Below are 14,828 nucleotides of genomic sequence, written 5' to 3' on the forward strand. Positions count from 1 at the left end.
CCCCTTACTCGATGACGACGAGCGGCTCGCCATATTCAACGGGCTGAGCATCCTCGACCAGAATGCGGGTGATGGTGCCAGAGCGGTGTGCTGGGATCTGGTTCATGGTCTTCATCGCTTCGATGATGAGGACGGTCTGACCTTCAGAAACCTTGGTGCCGATAGCAGCGAATGCTGGCTTGCCTGGCTCTGGAGCCAAGTAAGCAGTGCCAACCATTGGCGAGGTCAGGGTACCTGGGTTCGATGCCAGATCTTCTGCCTTCGGTGCAGCGGCTGGGACGGAGCCAGCAGGTGCGGCTGGTGCAGCAGCGGCCGGAGCTGGCGCTGCGTACTGGATCGGCGCCTGAGCATAGACAGGAGCTTCGTTCGGATAGGAACGGGTTACGCGGATGCGCATTTCGTCCTGTTCGATTTCGATCTCAGCAAGGTTTTCCTTGTTGAGGAGTTCGGCGATGGCGCGGATCAGATCCTGATCCACTGACGATGACTTGGTCATTCTTGTCGGTCTCCCGCTTCTCGCGTTGAAGCGTTATTTGAGTTTGTCGGCCAAGGCCATGAGGGCCAGTTTATATCCAAGTGCGCCAAAGCCGCAAATAACGCCGAAAGCCACCGACGACACATAGGAATGATGTCGGAAACTTTCGCGCTGATGGATATTGCTCAAGTGAACTTCAGCCACCGGAAGGGTCACGGCGCGTAAGGCATCGTGGATGGCGACTGAGGTGTGGGAATAAGCGGCTGGGTTTATCAAAATGCCGTCGGCCGTTTTCCGGGCATCTTGAATCCAGGTGACCAGCTCACCTTCGTGGTTAGACTGACGAAAATCGATAGCTATGCCCGCGTCTTTTGCAGTCGCGAGACAAAGGTTCTCAATGTCTTTGAGAGTTTCCGAGCCATAGGTCCCCGGCTCGCGCGTGCCGAGCAGGTTGAGGTTCGGGCCATTGAGGACAAGAACGCGTTTCGTCATGATCTTAGTCTTGTGCATTGCCATTCATAGTCGCTGCAAGGGCGGTTATACGAAATGCACCGAAAACGCCAAGGAAAACGGCGTTGGCCGGTTTTAAACACACTGTGCCTTACCGCATTCGCGCATGTTTGCAATTCGTTCCCGCAATGCATCGACGCCTATGGCGCCAGGGATGATTTCATTGCCGATGATATAAGCAGGTGTTCCCGAAATACCCAATGCTTGGGCAACCTTATAGGAATCCTGCAGGACTGTGGCGACGCTCTCGTCCTTCATGCGAAGTTCGAGATCGACAGGCGACAGGCCAAGGCCACGTGCTGCGGCAATGGCGGTATCTTTGGTCACTTTACCGCGGGCTGTGTAGAGCGCCTCGTGGAAGGTCCAGTAGTCGGCATCCGACTCGGCAACCAGAACGCCAATACGGGCCGCATCGACGGAATCGTCCGAAAGGATTGGAAGCTCTTTGAGGATGACGCGCAAATTGGGGTCTTCGGCCATCAGCGTTACGAGGTCAGGCATGGCCTTGCGGCAGTAGCCGCAATTGTAGTCGAAGAACTCGACCAGCGTGACGTCGCCATCAGGATTGCCGAGCACCACTTGATTGGGGGCGTTGTAGATAAGGTCCGCATTGGCCGCGAGCCCTTCTTCGGCCTTGGCCATGGCCTCGGTACGCTCAGTGGCTTCCAAATTCGCCACCATGCGGCGCAGAACCGTGGGGTTTTGCATCAGATAATCTTCAATCATCGGATTGAAGAAACTGGCGTCGAGCGGCGGCGGCGAGAGAACTTGTGGCGCGGGCAGGGCGTCGGCCAGCTTTGCGGTGACAACACTCTCAACCACGGCGCGCAGCTCGGCCTCTGGAAGAGCTGCAGCGGGACGATCAATGACGGCCCAGCCCAAGGCTCCAGCCAAAACACCCGCGAGAGCGGTGAGAGTAATCGTCGTCCTAGCCATGGATGTTCCTCAGGGCGCTGATTCAGTTCACTGCTTCTAGCAGAGGACTATGGTGATGCGTACCCATGATGGCGAAGTGAAGGTCAAGTCGATCATTTCGGTTGAAGCGCTGTTCGGGGCGGGCTAGCACCAGTGTAATTTCTGGAGGCCTCATGACTTCGACTGCTGCTGACGGGCTAATGCCGTTCTTCGCCATGGATATTCTCAAGCAGGCCAAGCTGCTTGAAGGGCAGGGACGCACAGTCTGCCATTTGGAAGTTGGCGAGCCGGGATCGGCCCCCGCGCCAGCCGTGCGGGCGGCTGTGGCCAAGGCCGTCGAAAACCCGCAGGGCTATACCAATGCCAAGGGCCTGCTCGAGCTGCGCGAAGGCCTTGCCGCCTATTACCAGCGCAATCACGGCGTATCCGTTGATCCTGAGCTGATCCTGGCCACCATGGGCTCTTCGGCAGGCTTTATTCTGGCCTTCCACACGGCCTTCAAGCCCGGCGCGCGCATTGCGATCACCCGTCCGGGCTATCCGGCCTATATCAATACCTTGTTTGGCTTGGGCTTTGGCATTGCCGAAATCCCGCTCACAGCCGAGAACGGCTGGCGGTTGACTGGCGCCGATATTGAGGCCGCCTATGCGCGCGAAAAATTTGACGGTCTGCTGTTTGCCAGCCCGGCCAATCCGACCGGCGCATCTGTGTCGCGTGAGCAATTGGCCGAAATCATCGCCACCTGCGAAAAGCTTGGTGTCACCCTGATCTCAGACGAGATCTACCACGGGATCGACTACACCGGGCCAAGCGTTAGTGCCTTGGAACTCACGCAAAACGCCATTATTATCAATAGCTTCTCGAAATACTATTGCATGACGGGTTGGCGCATTGGCTGGATGGTCATGCCCGAAGCCTTGGTGCGTCGCGCTGAAATTTTGCAGCAGAACCTCTTCATTTCCGCGCCGACCCTTAGCCAGATTGCGGCAACCGTCGCCCTTGGCGAAGTCGACTATTCCGAAGAGCAGAAGGCGGGTTACGCGGCAACGCGCGATGTCCTGTTCAATGGGCTCCGCGAGATCGGCTTCTCGTTGCCGCATGACAGCGACGGCGCGTTTTACGCTTATGCGGGCATTGAGAAATTCTCCAATACCTCGCTGGAATTCTGCGAGAAAATGCTCGACGCCATTGGTGTTGCGGCAACGCCGGGGATCGATTTTGACCGTGTCGACGGCAATCGGTTCGTTCGGTTCAGCTTTGCTGGCACTCGCGCCAGTGTCGAGGAGGCACTGGAGCGGATGCGGACCTATTTGAAATGAGGAGGGGCGCGTGGCTATACCCACAATCGAAACAGAACGACTGATCCTGCGGGAGCCGCGGGCCGAGGATTTTGCGGCCTATGCCGAGTTGATGGCGTCTGAGCGAGCCGAGTTCATGGGTGGACCATTCGACAAGAAGGCTGCCTGGGGCATGTTCTGTCACGGCCTAGCGCTGTGGCAGATGTATGGGCATGGCTCGTTGATGATCGAGCTCAAATCCACCGGCCAATGCATCGGCGAGCTTGGGATCAATGCCGGTCCGTTTTATCCAGAAAAAGAACTCGGCTGGATGCTTTACGACGGGCACGAGGGGCAGGGCTATGCCTTTGAGGCGGCGCTGGCGTTCCGCTCTTGGGCCTTTGATGTCCTCAAGCTGCCGGACCTCGTGAGCTATATCGATGACCGCAATGCGGGCTCGAGTAAACTCGCCGAGCGCATGGGGGCGGTGCGTGACGATAACTGCGTAAGGCAACATCCTGAGGATGTTGTTTATCGCCATTATAATCAAAGCCTTACAGCCTAAAGTGAAACAGCTCGCTGAATGTTTCGACATTCTGGCGGGCTGAGCCTCATCACGTCGCTTTGGCGAGATTGGAACTTTTTTAGCGCAACAGTCTTTCTCTTTCGGATCTGCGACAGCCCATAGGATCTAGCCAAAGTGCTACAAGTGGTGCCGACGATGCTGGGAAACTGTAAGGCGATCATTGTGGCCAATGAGGCCCACGGTCGCGTTGAGCTTATGCAATTGGCGCGGAAGATGGGCTTCGGCCAAGTTGTTTCCCACGACACTGTCGATGGCGGCTCTGATGATGAGCCCTTGGTGGTCTTCTTCCTTGTTCACTACAACATTAGCGTCGCTGCGAAACAGCGCCTCTTGGCGCAATTGCGGGTATCAAGCTTGGACCAGGTCCGCTTTGCCCCTATCATTACCTTCCTTCCCGACGGCCCGAGCGAAGACGTCCTCGCCCATATCGAAATGGGCTTTGACGATGTCATTAGCCTGCCGGAAAATCAACACATTCTGCAGTCGCGTCTAACCTCGCAGATTGGCAATGATCAGCTCTATATCGAAACGGCCAACTATCTCGGCCCGGACCGGCGCCGTATGGAGCGCAGTGGGCACCAGTACTCCGGGAGGCGGCAGGGGAATTTCGACCATAGCCGGCTTACGATCCATCGCTCTGTGAAAGAGGGGATAGCGGTTGTCCGGCGCGAAGTCTTTTTATCCGCCGCGCCGATTGGGCAGAGGGCATAAAGAAAGGGCGGTCCGAAGACCGCCCGTTGTGTTTTTAGTTCAGGCCTAGGCGGCGCTGCCACCAACCGACCTTCTTCTTTTCGCCGGGCGCTTCGGCGTTCTCAACTTCTGGCGCTGCTGCCTCAGAAGGCGCGGACGAAGTGACAACCAGACCTTCTGGCGGCAGTTCCTTCTTCACGCGTGGCTTGCGCTTAGGCTTGTCAGAGTCCGCTGGGGCTTCTGCAGCTGGCGCGGCGGCAACTGGCGCGGCCTCGACGACGGCAGGCGCGGCTGCACTCGCATCGGCTGCTGGCGCAGCATCAGCGGCTTCGGCCTTTGGCTTGCGCGCACGAGACTTGCGCTTTGGCTTTTCAGCAGGTTCTGCTTCGGCGGCGGCCGGAGCGGCTGTCTCAGCTGGGGTTGCATCGACCGGAGTGGTTTCTGCTGGCGCAGACTCTTCGGTTTCCGTGACCTTCTTGCGGCGCGTGCGCTTTGGCTTTGCCTGAGCTTCGCTTGCAGCAGGTGTCGCTGTTTCAGCATTTGGTGCTGCGGCAGCGACTTCGAGGACTGGCGTCGGTTCAGAAGCGGTATCAGCTTCTGGTGCGATGTCAGCTTCAACCGTGCTCACTTCTGCAGCAACAGCTTCGCCGATGGTCTGTGCGGCTTCCGCTTCACCGTCACGACGGTTGCGGCGACCACCACGGCGGCCACGGCGACGGCGGCGGCGGGTTTCGCTATCCGCGTCATCGGCTGCGTCCGCTTCAGATGGGGTCGCTTCGGAGGCGCTGGCCTCGTCGCTTTCTTCACCATCGTCATTGGCCGCAACTTGTTGCGCCGCAGGATTGCTGTCGCCATTGCGTTCGCCACGTTCACCGCGACGGCGGCGACGACGACGGCGGCGATTACTGCCTTCGCCTTCTTCGGCGTCGGCAGACTTGGCCGGGGTTTCTTCTTCTTCGTCGTCGCTTTCAGCTTCGGCGACGTCTTCTTCCACTGCGTCTTCGATGACGGCGCTGTCGACACGCACGTGTGCTGCTGCGCGCTGATCAACATAGGACGCGACGCGGGTTTCGCCCTTTTCGATGGCGAACTGGTGGCCGGTCATCTTGCCATCAGCCGTAATGGTGATGGAGAGATTGTTGCGGGCTTCCAGCAGCGTGAGTGTGTCACGCTTGTAGTTCAGAATGTAGAGAGCGACTTCGACCGGAACGCGGACATTGATCGACTGGCCAGGCTTGCGCATGACGTGTTCTTCAATGTGACGCATGATCATCAGCGCCAGGCTTTCGGTCGAGCGAACCAGACCTGTGCCATCGCAAATTGGGCACTTGTGGGTCGAGCTTTCAACCACACCAAAGCGGATGCGCTGACGGCTCATTTCCATCAGGCCAAAGTGCGAAATGCGGCCAACCTGGATGCGCGCGCGATCGTCCTTGAGGGCGTCCTTAAGACGGCGCTCAACAGCACGGTTCGAGCGGTTTTCCATCATATCGATAAAGTCGATAACGATGAGACCGGCAAGGTCGCGCAGACGCAGCTGGCGCGCGACTTCATCGGAGGCTTCCAGATTGGTCTGGAGAGCGGTGTCTTCGATGTTGTGCTCTTTGGTCGAACGACCCGAGTTCACGTCGATGGAGACCAGCGCTTCGGTTGGGTTGATAACGATGTAGCCGCCGGAGGGCAGGGTGACGACCGGAGAGAACATCTGGTCGAGCTGGGCTTCAACGCCATACTTGGAGAACAGCGGCTGATCATCCTTGTAGAGCATCACGTTCTTAGCGTGGCTCGGCATGATCATTGCCATGAAGTCCTTGGCTTCGCGGAAGGCAGCGTCGCCGGCCACGAGAACTTCATCGATCTCCTTGTTATAGAGGTCACGAATGGTGCGCTTGATCAGCGAACCTTCTTCGTAAACGAGGCATGGCGCTTCGCTCTCAAGGGTCAGCGTGCGGACGCTTTCCCAAAGGCGCATCAAATATTCAAAGTCGCGCTTCACTTCAGCCTTGGTACGCGAAGCACCGGCTGTGCGAAGTATGACGCCCATGCCCTGTGGCACCTCGAGATCGGAGGTGATCTCCTTGAGGCGCTTGCGGTCAGCAGCGTTGGTAATCTTGCGCGAAATACCACCACCACGGGCGGTGTTTGGCATTAGCACTGAATAACGGCCAGCAAGCGAGAGGTAGGTGGTGAGAGCTGCGCCCTTATTGCCGCGCTCTTCCTTGACCACCTGAACCAGCATGACCTGGCGGCGCTTGATAACTTCTTGAATCTTATACTGATGACGGCGCTGATGGCTGGAGCGACGACGCTCTGGCACTTCTTCAAGCGCGTCTGCGCCGCCGATGGACTCGACTGGCTCAGTATTGGCTGGTGCCTGCTCAATGTGGCTGGCATCGCCTTCGGAGTCTGCGTCGGCTTCAGCCGAAATTTCTGTTTCGGAAACAGCTTCAGCCGCTGGCGCGGCTTCTTCGACGTGTTCGTCTTCGCTGGTCTCTTCATCGAGCAGCAGGGCTTCGCGATCGGCTACCGGGATCTGGTAGTAATCGGGGTGGATTTCGCTGAACGCGAGGAAGCCGTGGCGATTGCCACCATATTCAACAAAGGCTGCCTGCAGGCTGGGTTCAACCCGAGTAACCTTGGCTAGATAAATATTGCCGCGCAGCTGGCGGCGGGTTGCCGATTCGAAATCGAACTCTTCGAGACGGTTTCCTTCAGTGACTACAATCCGAGTTTCTTCGGGGTGGATGGCATCCACCAGCATTCTCTTGGTCGCCATAATAAGCTCCGCGCACCCGCGCGCCGACAGAGACACGCCGTGAGATAGGCTGTCTGCATGTAGCGCGTTGCGGGGCGAATGGGTTGAGTTTGGTAATGCGCGAACCTCTCACGTTCGGCGCAGTTGTATTGATGGCAAAGGCTGGCTCACTGGGCGAAAGGGGACGGCAATCGACTTCTTCGATCGCGTCGCGCTGTTCTCGCCTGAGGGCCATATGACCTCTTCCTGTTAGGCCGCTACGTCAGTGCAGCAGGCCGTCCGGCTATTGGTACAAGCCGAAATTCTTCAACTGAAAGCGCAACCGCAACGTCCGTCTCGGACCACAGAGAGTGCTAGGGCACTCAGAACTAGTCACGAAACACGCGCGCTTTCATCCTTAGCGTGTAAGAAAGTTGGGACCGATTAGCAACAAGAAAGTCGAAACGCCCTTCTGTCATGGCATTGTCATGGGCATCGGTTGGCGCAGCGCACAAATCATCGCATAAGGCTCGTTCTATGCCGAAGAATCGCCGCAAGCGCGGTGCATTTGGGTGTCAAATCAGTGCGAGGCAAGGTCCAGTTTTGACCAGAGCTATTTTTAAGCGTGTCATAGGTTTGATCGTCGTTTTGGGTGGGCTGTGCGGGCCTGCTTTGGCGCAAAGTGCTGCCTTACCAAACGTCATAGATGCACGAGTGACGATCACGCCCGAACGGGCGCGCCTTGTGATTGATCTGGCTGCAAAGACCGAATTCGCATTCGTTTCTCTCGATGAACCAAATCGCTTGGCCGTCGACGTACGGGCAGGGACCTTCACGGTTCAAGAGACTGAAGGGGAGCCTGCGGGCGAGGGTTTTGTCACCCGTTTCGCCATTGAACAGGCGGCAGGCGACCGTGTGCGCACAGTGCTGAGTCTCTCGGCTCCGGCACAGGTGCAGCAGGCCTATGTCCTTGAACCCTATGACGGACAACCCGCTCGCCTCGTCGTAGACATCATTCCTGCGACACCCGAAGAGTTCGCCGCCAATGTTGCGCGCGATAAGCAAATCTCCGCGGCCACCAGCGAATCGACCCCAGCAGGCGGCTCCGAGCTGCCCATCGCTACGCGGCCTCTCGTGGTCATTGACCCCGGTCATGGTGGTATTGATAGCGGCGCCGAAGCCCCGGGCGGCTTCCGCGAAAAGGACATTGTCCTGGCGTTTTCGCTCAAGCTGCAAGAATTGCTGGTGCAATCGGGACGCTTTGACGTGGCGCTTACGCGTCAGGACGACAGCTATTTGCGCCTCGAAGAGCGCGTTGCCCTAGCGCGCGCCAACAAGGCTGATCTCTTCGTTTCGATCCACGCCGATAGTTTCCAGCAGCCCGAAATTCGCGGCGCGAGCATCTACACGCGCGACGAGCGGGCGACTGACATTCTCGACAAAGTTCTCGCCGACAATGAAAACACTTCGGACGTGATCGCGGGCTTTGTCATGCCGCAGGTGATGGCGCCGGAGGTGGTGGACATTCTGGTCGACCTGATGCGCCGCGAAATGCGGGCGCAGTCCTTTGCGGCGGCACAGGCCATCGTGCATTCGCTGGAGCCAAGCGTGCAACTGCGACGTTTTCCTGTGCGACAGGCGGACTTCTTTGTGTTGCAAGCCCCGGATGTGCCTTCGGTATTGGTGGAATTGGGTTATATGTCCAACCCCGCAGACGTAACCAACCTAACGCAATCGAGCTGGCGCGATCGCACCGCAGAAGCCATAGCGCGCGGAATTTCGACCTATTTCGATAGTTTGGATGAATAGGCCCAGTGACGTCTTCCGACTCAGGGCGTGTGGGATAATGTTTTGCGGGTAATCCGCGTTTGGAGTGTCTGACGGGATGTTTCGTCTACTCGGCTGGCTGTTCGGTTTTGGAATGTTCCTCGCTCTCGGTGGCGTGGGCGCAGCGGCCGTGTATCTGTCCACTGTGACGGCCGAGCTGCCCGACTACACTGTCCTCAAGGACTATCAGCCGCCGGTGACGACGCGCGTTCATGCTGCCGACGGTACGCTCTTGGCTGAATATGCGCGCGAGCGCCGGTTGTTCCAGCCGATTGAAACTGTTCCGCCGCTGCTGATTGAAGCCTTCCTCTCCGCTGAAGACAAAGATTTTTACAGCCACAACGGCATCGCGCTCGACGGCATTATCCGCGCGCTGCGCGACAACGTTCTGGCTCGCATGGATGGCAATAGCTCCATTCAGGGTGGTGGCTCCTCGATCACCCAACAGGTGGCGAAGAATTTCCTTCTGACTTCGGAACAGACTTGGGACCGCAAGCTGCAGGAAGCCTTGCTGGCCATTCGTATCGAAAGCACATTCACTAAGGACAAAATCCTCGAGCTTTACTTGAACGAGATTTTCCTTGGTTTGAACTCCTATGGCGTGGCCGCTGCAGCGCTCAATTATTTCGATAAGGCGCTCTATCAGCTGACCCTGCCGGAAGCCGCATATATTGCTGCACTGCCCAAAGGCCCGAATAATTATCACCCCTTCCGTCGCCCGCAGGCCGCTTTTGAGCGCCGCAATTGGGTGATCGATCGCATGGTCGAAAACGGCTATGTCGCGCCCGCCGAGGCCGCTCAGGCCAAGGAAGAAGCGCTCAACGTTATTCCGCGCGCCTCCGGCAGCCAGCTCTATTCGGCTGAGTATTTTACCGAGGATGTGCGCCGTGAACTGGCCAAGCTTTACGGCGAAGACCAGCTCTATGGTGGTGGCCTCTCGGTGCGCACCACGCTCGAGCCCCGTCTGCAAGAATATGCGCGCCGCGCCTTGATGGATGGCCTCATCCAATTTGACCAGCAGCGCGGGTTCCGCGAGCCTGTGGCCTCGGTTGATCTCAGCGAGGACTGGGGCTTGGCGGTCTCGGCCATCAAGCCACTCAGTGACGTGCCGGAATGGCAGCTCGCAGTTGTGCTGGAAGCCAATGGCAATGAGCTGACAATTGGCCTACGTCCCGAAAGCGACGCGGACGGCAAGCCCGGTGTTGACCGTTTGACAGGGACACTATCGGGCGGCGACGTGCGCTGGGTCTCCAAGCGCCTCGACAGCATTTTGGCTGTCGGTGACGTGATCTATGTGTCCCCGGTCGCCGGTAAGTCTGGCTCCTATACCCTCCAGCAAGTGCCTGAAATTGAAGGCGCCTTGGTGGCGATGGACCCGCGCACTGGCCGTGTTCAGGCCATGGTGGGCGGCTTCTCCTTCTCCGAAAGCGAGTTCAACCGCGCGACCCAAGCCCTGCGTCAGCCGGGCTCCTCCTTCAAGCCGATTGTTTATGCAGCGGCGCTCGATAATGGCTATACGCCAGCCTCCATCGTCCTCGATGCGCCGATTGAAATGCGCATGGCAGACGGGTCCGTATGGCGGCCTGAAAACGCGTCTCAGCAGTTCTATGGCCCGCAGACCCTGCGTCGCGGTATCGAGCGCTCGCGAAACGTGATGACAGTACGTCTTGCGCGTGAAATTGGCATGCCGCTGGTCGCGGATTATGCCAAGCTGTTCGGTGTTTATGACACCATGCAGCCAGTGCTCTCAATGGCCTTGGGCGCAGGCGAAACCACGGCGATGCGCATGACCTCGGCCTATGCCACCATGGCCAATGGTGGTCGCAAAATTCAGCCGACACTCATCGACCGTATTCAGGATCGCTACGGCAAAACCGTCTACCGACACGATCAGCGCATTTGCGAAGGCTGCAATGCCGAAGCGTGGAACGGGCAGGGCGAACCTCGCATCATCGATACGCGTCAGCAGGTGCTTGATCCGATGACCGCCTATCAGATCACGTCCATGATGGAAGGCGTGGTCCTGCGCGGCACTGGTACGGCCGCCGCGCGGCTCAATCGTCCAGTGGCTGGCAAAACCGGTACCACCAATGATTACAAGGACGCCTGGTTCGTCGGCTTCACGCCGGAATTGGCCGTGGGCGTCTACATTGGCTATGACACGCCGCGCTCCATGGGTTCGGCTGGTTCGGGCGCGGGCATGGCCGTTCCTGTCTTCGCTGGCTTTATGGCCAATGCTTTGGAAGGCAAGCCTGCAACGCCGTTTAACGTGCCGACCGGCATGGATCGCGTACGCATCAATCCCGATACCGGGACGGCCGCCTATGAAGGCGAAAGTGGCATTGCCGAAGCCTTTAAGCCCGGGACGGGCCCGAACCTGATGACGTCGGTGATCGGTGTTGGACACGCCGCTAACGACGCGCTGGTGCGCGATCAGATGCTGCAGCAGCAATATAACGGGGGCATCGTCCCCCCACAGCCCGAGCCTGAGCCGCAACCGCGCCGCACCTTGTTCGGCTGGTAAGGCGTGGGTGCAAAATCTGTGCGTAGGTGTTGAACCGCAGGAAAAACGCACAGAATCTGTTGCGTAGCAAAATGGCTTACGGTAACACCCTAAGCGTGCCCCTCTGGCGGAATGGTAGACGCGCTTGACTCAAAATCAAGTATCGAGAGGTGTGCCGGTTCGAGTCCGGCGGGGGGCACCAATCAGTTATCGCTAGAACTGAAATCAAAAGAAAGCCGATCCGGAAACGGGTCGGCTTCTTTGCTTTTTGGGGGCCAATGCCGCGGCCCTAAGTGCGGGCGGCTTTGACCCGCAGCTAGCCGCTCCTCGTATGCAAGCGTGCTATGGCGCGAAAAGCGTTACGCCCCAATCCACATCCGCACCAAATACACCGTGCCCACCCCTGCAACCATGGCGGCAAACAGGTTTTTCGTACCGATAAAAACCAGCGCTGTGGCCGCAGCCGCCACCAGTTCCGCTGGGCTGCCGGTGACGAGGGCAGGCGCGACCAGTGCGGCGAGAACGGCACCGGGAATATGTTTCAGCCAGGCGGCGGCAAAACCGTCGCGGGGGAGCCGGTCCGCTAGGAGCAGGCCCGAGACTTTCACCGCAATGGTGACAAAGGCCATGCCGAGGATGGCGAGGAAAGCTTCAGGGGAGATGTGCATGCTTGCGCACCTCAAAAAATGCGCCCGCGAGCGAACCGGCGATGCCGCCAATGAGAATGTGCCAGCTGCCATCGATCAGTTTTGACGCGATGATGGCGACGAGTGCCCCGACGATCCATGGAATGAGGTCGGCCTTGCCCTTCCACATGCCAAGGAGCAGGGCGAGGAAGGTCGCTGTGAAGGCGAAGTCGAGGCCCCATTGCGCTGGGTCATCAATGGCTGAGCCGAGGCCATAGCCAATGAGATTGGTCAGCATCCACGAGAGCCAAGCCAAAGTGCCGCCGCCCAAAAGGAAGGCAACCGAGCCCTTGCCATGGGCCATGGCCGAGACTGTCATCGCCCAGTTCTCGTCGGTGACGAGATACATCTGCAGGGCTTTAAAGCCGAGAGGGCCGGGCGGGTAGAGCGGGCGCAGGGTGGCAGTGAGCAGCAGATAGCGCAGGTTGACGATCAGCGCTGCCAACATCATTGCCCCTATGGGCAGGGTTGAGGCCGGTGTGCTCCACAATTCCAAAGCGACAAACTGTGAGGCACCGGCAAAGACCATGGTGCTCATCAAAACCACTTCGAGGGCGCTGAGACCGGTTGAGCGGGCGAGCACGCCCCACACCAGGCCATAGGCCGCAACAGAAATGGCGACGGGCACGCAGGCGCGGGCGCCGGCTAGGAACTGATTGCTGAGGGAATCGGGGGCTTGGGCAAGGTGTGACATCGTTCATGTGTCTAGCATGGTAGTTGAGAACGGAAAGATGCCCCGCTCGCAAAGTGATGCACGCCTTAGGTGTGGATGGCCTTGGCTGAATTGACGCTTTGTTAATCCGGGCGTAGAGACGCGACGTAGTCATTGGGCGCGATTGTTTCGACTCAATGACTGTTTCTACGGTTTGCTGAGCCGGGCCAGTCGCACTTTGGCCCTTCGGAGCGTTTCATGAATCCCTTTTCTGCGCGCCCTCTCTGGCAGAGGTTCGCCATTTTTCTCGTCCCGCTTATGGCGTCGAATATCCTGCAGGCGCTGTCAGGAACCGTGAACTCGATCTACGTTGGGCAAATGATTGGGGTGGAGGCGCTGGCGGCTATTGCGACCTACTTCCCGCTGATCTTCTTGCTGATGAGCTTCATGATCGGTCTCTCCGCTGGCGCGACCACGCTTATCGGTCAGGCTTGGGGCGCGAGGGATATTGCCAAGGTCAAGGTGATCGCGGGCTCTGCCTTTGCGGCGACGATTGTCTTCGGTCTTATTGTTGGTGTGTTGGGCGGAACCTTCGCTGAGCAGATCATGATGGCTCTGGGTGCGCCCGAGAATATCCGGGATATGGCGATTAGCTACGCGCGCATTTCGCTGTTTGGCATGCCGGCATTCTTCCTCTTTCTTGTGGCAACCTCGATCCTGCGGGGTGTGGGTGACACCATTACGCCGCTGCTCTCGCTGATCATGTCGATGGTGGTGAGCTTGCTGGTGACCCCAGCGCTGATCCTCGGTTGGGGCGGTTTACCCCAATTGGGTGTCACCGCTGCAGCGTGGGCAACCATTGCGGGCTTTGTGACCGTCCTGATTTTCCTCTTCGTCTATATGCGCGCGCGCAATATGCCGCTCGCGCCAGACCGTGACTTGCTGGCCTCCATCCTGCGTCCTGATTGGAAGCTCTTGCGCCTGACCTTGAAGCTGGGCATTCCGGCAGGTCTGCAGATGATCATCTCTTCCATTGCCGGGATTGTGGTCGTAGGGCTGGTCAACCGTTTCGGCTCTGACGCAACGGCCGCTTATGGCGCACTGGGGCAGGTGATGAGCTATGTGCAGTTCCCGGCCATGTCGATTGGTATCGCGGCCTCGATCTTTGCGGCACAGGCCATTGGTGCCCGCAAACAGGATCAGCTTGGCCCTATCACCCGTACTGCGCTGATCATGAATTTGATCGTTACCGGTACGCTGGTTGTGCTGGCCTATCTCTTCAGTGAAGCTGTTGTGGCGCTGTTCCTGACCGACCCTGAAGTCGTTCAGCTGACGGAAGACCTGCTCCGGGTCGTCCTGTGGAGTATTATCTGCTTTGGTGGCAGCGTTGTGTTCTCGGGCGTGATGCGCGCCAGCGGCACGGTCTATATGCCCATGGTGATTTCGCTGTTCTGTATCATCGGGATCGAGATCCCCGGAGCGATCTGGCTCAGCGGCACCGAACTGGGTCTGCGTGGGATTTGGATTGCTTACGCTGCGAGCTTTACGGCCATGCTGATCTTGCAGGCGGCCTGGTATCAGTTCGTCTGGAAGCGCAAAAAGATTGTAGCGCTCGTTTAGAGCGCCACATCAAAAATTTCTGCTTAGGATTTGTTGCCCAGCGTGAGGCGGATGGCCCGCTTCCCGCCTGGGGCAAACACGTCGAGTTCGACGAAGGCCGGCTCCTGCGCCATGCGGCGGGTTCGAGCCGAGAGCGTCATCACCACACCAAGCAGGTCGCTCACAGAGCGCTTCTTGGGCAGCATGCGTTCCGTCATGCCCGAAAGTGCCTTATTGCGCACTTTCATATCAGGGGAGGCGAGCGGCGAGCGACCAATGAAACTGGCCAGTTCGACGAGAGCTTTACGGTCACTCATTGGGCTACTCCGTACACAAGCACCAATTTTGTTTCCTATAGGATGGGGCTCAAATGA

The 14,828-nt window shown here is 58.4% G+C and carries 13 protein-coding genes and 1 tRNA gene; 7 read left to right on the forward strand and 7 right to left on the reverse strand.

Annotated features, from left to right (window positions below):
- Positions 1–4 precede the first annotated feature (4 nt).
- The 3 genes from accB to HKD40_RS00540 form a co-directional block, all read right to left on the reverse strand.
- On the reverse strand, positions 5–496 hold the full coding sequence (gene accB / locus HKD40_RS00530) for an acetyl-CoA carboxylase biotin carboxyl carrier protein (protein ID WP_169193770.1): 492 nt from the start codon (positions 494–496) through the stop codon (positions 5–7).
- A gap of 33 nt (positions 497–529) precedes the next feature.
- Positions 530–967 (reverse strand): type II 3-dehydroquinate dehydratase, encoded by a 438-nt coding sequence (aroQ, locus tag HKD40_RS00535; protein ID WP_169193771.1) that lies wholly within the window; start codon positions 965–967, stop codon positions 530–532.
- Between the two features lie 93 nt (positions 968–1,060).
- On the reverse strand, positions 1,061–1,921 hold the full coding sequence (locus HKD40_RS00540) for a DsbA family protein (RefSeq protein ID WP_169193772.1): 861 nt from the start codon (positions 1,919–1,921) through the stop codon (positions 1,061–1,063).
- 152 nt (positions 1,922–2,073) lie between these two features.
- Here HKD40_RS00540 and HKD40_RS00545 point away from each other — a divergent pair, with 152 nt between their 5' ends.
- From HKD40_RS00545 to HKD40_RS00555, 3 genes are all read left to right on the forward strand, one after another.
- Complete coding sequence (locus tag HKD40_RS00545; RefSeq protein ID WP_248305849.1) at positions 2,074–3,219, forward strand: aminotransferase class I/II-fold pyridoxal phosphate-dependent enzyme; 1,146 nt, start codon at positions 2,074–2,076, stop codon at positions 3,217–3,219.
- Positions 3,220–3,229: 10 nt separating this feature from the next.
- The gene (locus HKD40_RS00550) at positions 3,230–3,742 is read left to right on the forward strand and encodes a GNAT family N-acetyltransferase (RefSeq protein ID WP_169193773.1); all 513 of its coding nucleotides are present in this window, start codon (positions 3,230–3,232) and stop codon (positions 3,740–3,742) included.
- A 156-nt stretch (positions 3,743–3,898) separates the two neighbouring features.
- Entirely contained in the window at positions 3,899–4,474 is a 576-nt protein-coding gene (locus HKD40_RS00555) for a hypothetical protein (RefSeq protein WP_169193774.1), read from the forward strand.
- Between the two features lie 34 nt (positions 4,475–4,508).
- Here HKD40_RS00555 and HKD40_RS00560 read toward each other — a convergent pair whose 3' ends face one another.
- Positions 4,509–7,229, reverse strand: a complete 2,721-nt coding sequence (locus tag HKD40_RS00560) for a ribonuclease E/G (RefSeq protein ID WP_169193775.1) — start codon at positions 7,227–7,229, stop codon at positions 4,509–4,511.
- Between the two features lie 672 nt (positions 7,230–7,901).
- Here HKD40_RS00560 and HKD40_RS00565 point away from each other — a divergent pair.
- The 3 genes from HKD40_RS00565 (at position 7,902) to HKD40_RS00575 (ending at position 11,719) form a co-directional block, all read left to right on the forward strand.
- Positions 7,902–8,996: an N-acetylmuramoyl-L-alanine amidase gene (locus HKD40_RS00565; RefSeq protein WP_169193776.1), complete on the forward strand. Its 1,095-nt coding sequence runs from the start codon at positions 7,902–7,904 to the stop codon at positions 8,994–8,996.
- A gap of 76 nt (positions 8,997–9,072) precedes the next feature.
- The gene (locus HKD40_RS00570; protein ID WP_169193777.1) at positions 9,073–11,538 is read left to right on the forward strand and encodes a penicillin-binding protein 1A; all 2,466 of its coding nucleotides are present in this window, start codon (positions 9,073–9,075) and stop codon (positions 11,536–11,538) included.
- A gap of 97 nt (positions 11,539–11,635) precedes the next feature.
- Positions 11,636–11,719 (forward strand) — tRNA-Leu (locus HKD40_RS00575).
- Positions 11,720–11,876: 157 nt separating this feature from the next.
- Here the strand turns inward: HKD40_RS00575 and HKD40_RS00580 are convergent.
- Entirely contained in the window at positions 11,877–12,185 is a 309-nt protein-coding gene (locus HKD40_RS00580; protein WP_169193778.1) for an AzlD domain-containing protein, read from the reverse strand.
- Positions 12,169–12,897, reverse strand: coding sequence for an AzlC family ABC transporter permease (locus tag HKD40_RS00585; protein ID WP_169193779.1), 729 nt, complete (start codon positions 12,895–12,897; stop codon positions 12,169–12,171). Before HKD40_RS00585 ends, HKD40_RS00580 begins: the two co-directional genes overlap by 17 nt.
- A gap of 216 nt (positions 12,898–13,113) precedes the next feature.
- Here HKD40_RS00585 and HKD40_RS00590 point away from each other — a divergent pair, with 216 nt between their 5' ends.
- On the forward strand, positions 13,114–14,475 hold the full coding sequence (locus tag HKD40_RS00590; protein WP_169193780.1) for an MATE family efflux transporter: 1,362 nt from the start codon (positions 13,114–13,116) through the stop codon (positions 14,473–14,475).
- A 23-nt stretch (positions 14,476–14,498) separates the two neighbouring features.
- Here HKD40_RS00590 and HKD40_RS00595 read toward each other — a convergent pair whose 3' ends face one another.
- Positions 14,499–14,771: a hypothetical protein gene (locus tag HKD40_RS00595; protein ID WP_169193781.1), complete on the reverse strand. Its 273-nt coding sequence runs from the start codon at positions 14,769–14,771 to the stop codon at positions 14,499–14,501.
- Positions 14,772–14,828: the final 57 nt, after the last annotated feature.

The sequence above is a fragment of the Devosia sp. MC1541 genome (genome assembly GCF_012847305.1).
Taxonomy (GTDB): Bacteria; Pseudomonadota; Alphaproteobacteria; order Rhizobiales; family Devosiaceae; genus Devosia.

Coding starts and splice junctions, on each gene's coding strand:
- HKD40_RS00595 (WP_169193781.1), bottom strand. CDS start 14,771: ATGAGTGACCGTAAAGCTCTCGTCGAACTGGCCAGTTTCATTGGTCGC.
- HKD40_RS00585 (WP_169193779.1), bottom strand. CDS start 12,897: ATGTCACACCTTGCCCAAGCCCCCGATTCCCTCAGCAATCAGTTCCTA.
- HKD40_RS00560 (WP_169193775.1), bottom strand. CDS start 7,229: ATGGCGACCAAGAGAATGCTGGTGGATGCCATCCACCCCGAAGAAACT.
- HKD40_RS00590 (WP_169193780.1), top strand. CDS start 13,114: ATGAATCCCTTTTCTGCGCGCCCTCTCTGGCAGAGGTTCGCCATTTTT.
- HKD40_RS00555 (WP_169193774.1), top strand. CDS start 3,899: ATGCTGGGAAACTGTAAGGCGATCATTGTGGCCAATGAGGCCCACGGT.
- accB (WP_169193770.1), bottom strand. CDS start 496: ATGACCAAGTCATCGTCAGTGGATCAGGATCTGATCCGCGCCATCGCC.
- HKD40_RS00540 (WP_169193772.1), bottom strand. CDS start 1,921: ATGGCTAGGACGACGATTACTCTCACCGCTCTCGCGGGTGTTTTGGCT.
- aroQ (WP_169193771.1), bottom strand. CDS start 967: ATGACGAAACGCGTTCTTGTCCTCAATGGCCCGAACCTCAACCTGCTC.
- HKD40_RS00570 (WP_169193777.1), top strand. CDS start 9,073: ATGTTTCGTCTACTCGGCTGGCTGTTCGGTTTTGGAATGTTCCTCGCT.
- HKD40_RS00580 (WP_169193778.1), bottom strand. CDS start 12,185: ATGCACATCTCCCCTGAAGCTTTCCTCGCCATCCTCGGCATGGCCTTT.
- HKD40_RS00545 (WP_248305849.1), top strand. CDS start 2,074: ATGACTTCGACTGCTGCTGACGGGCTAATGCCGTTCTTCGCCATGGAT.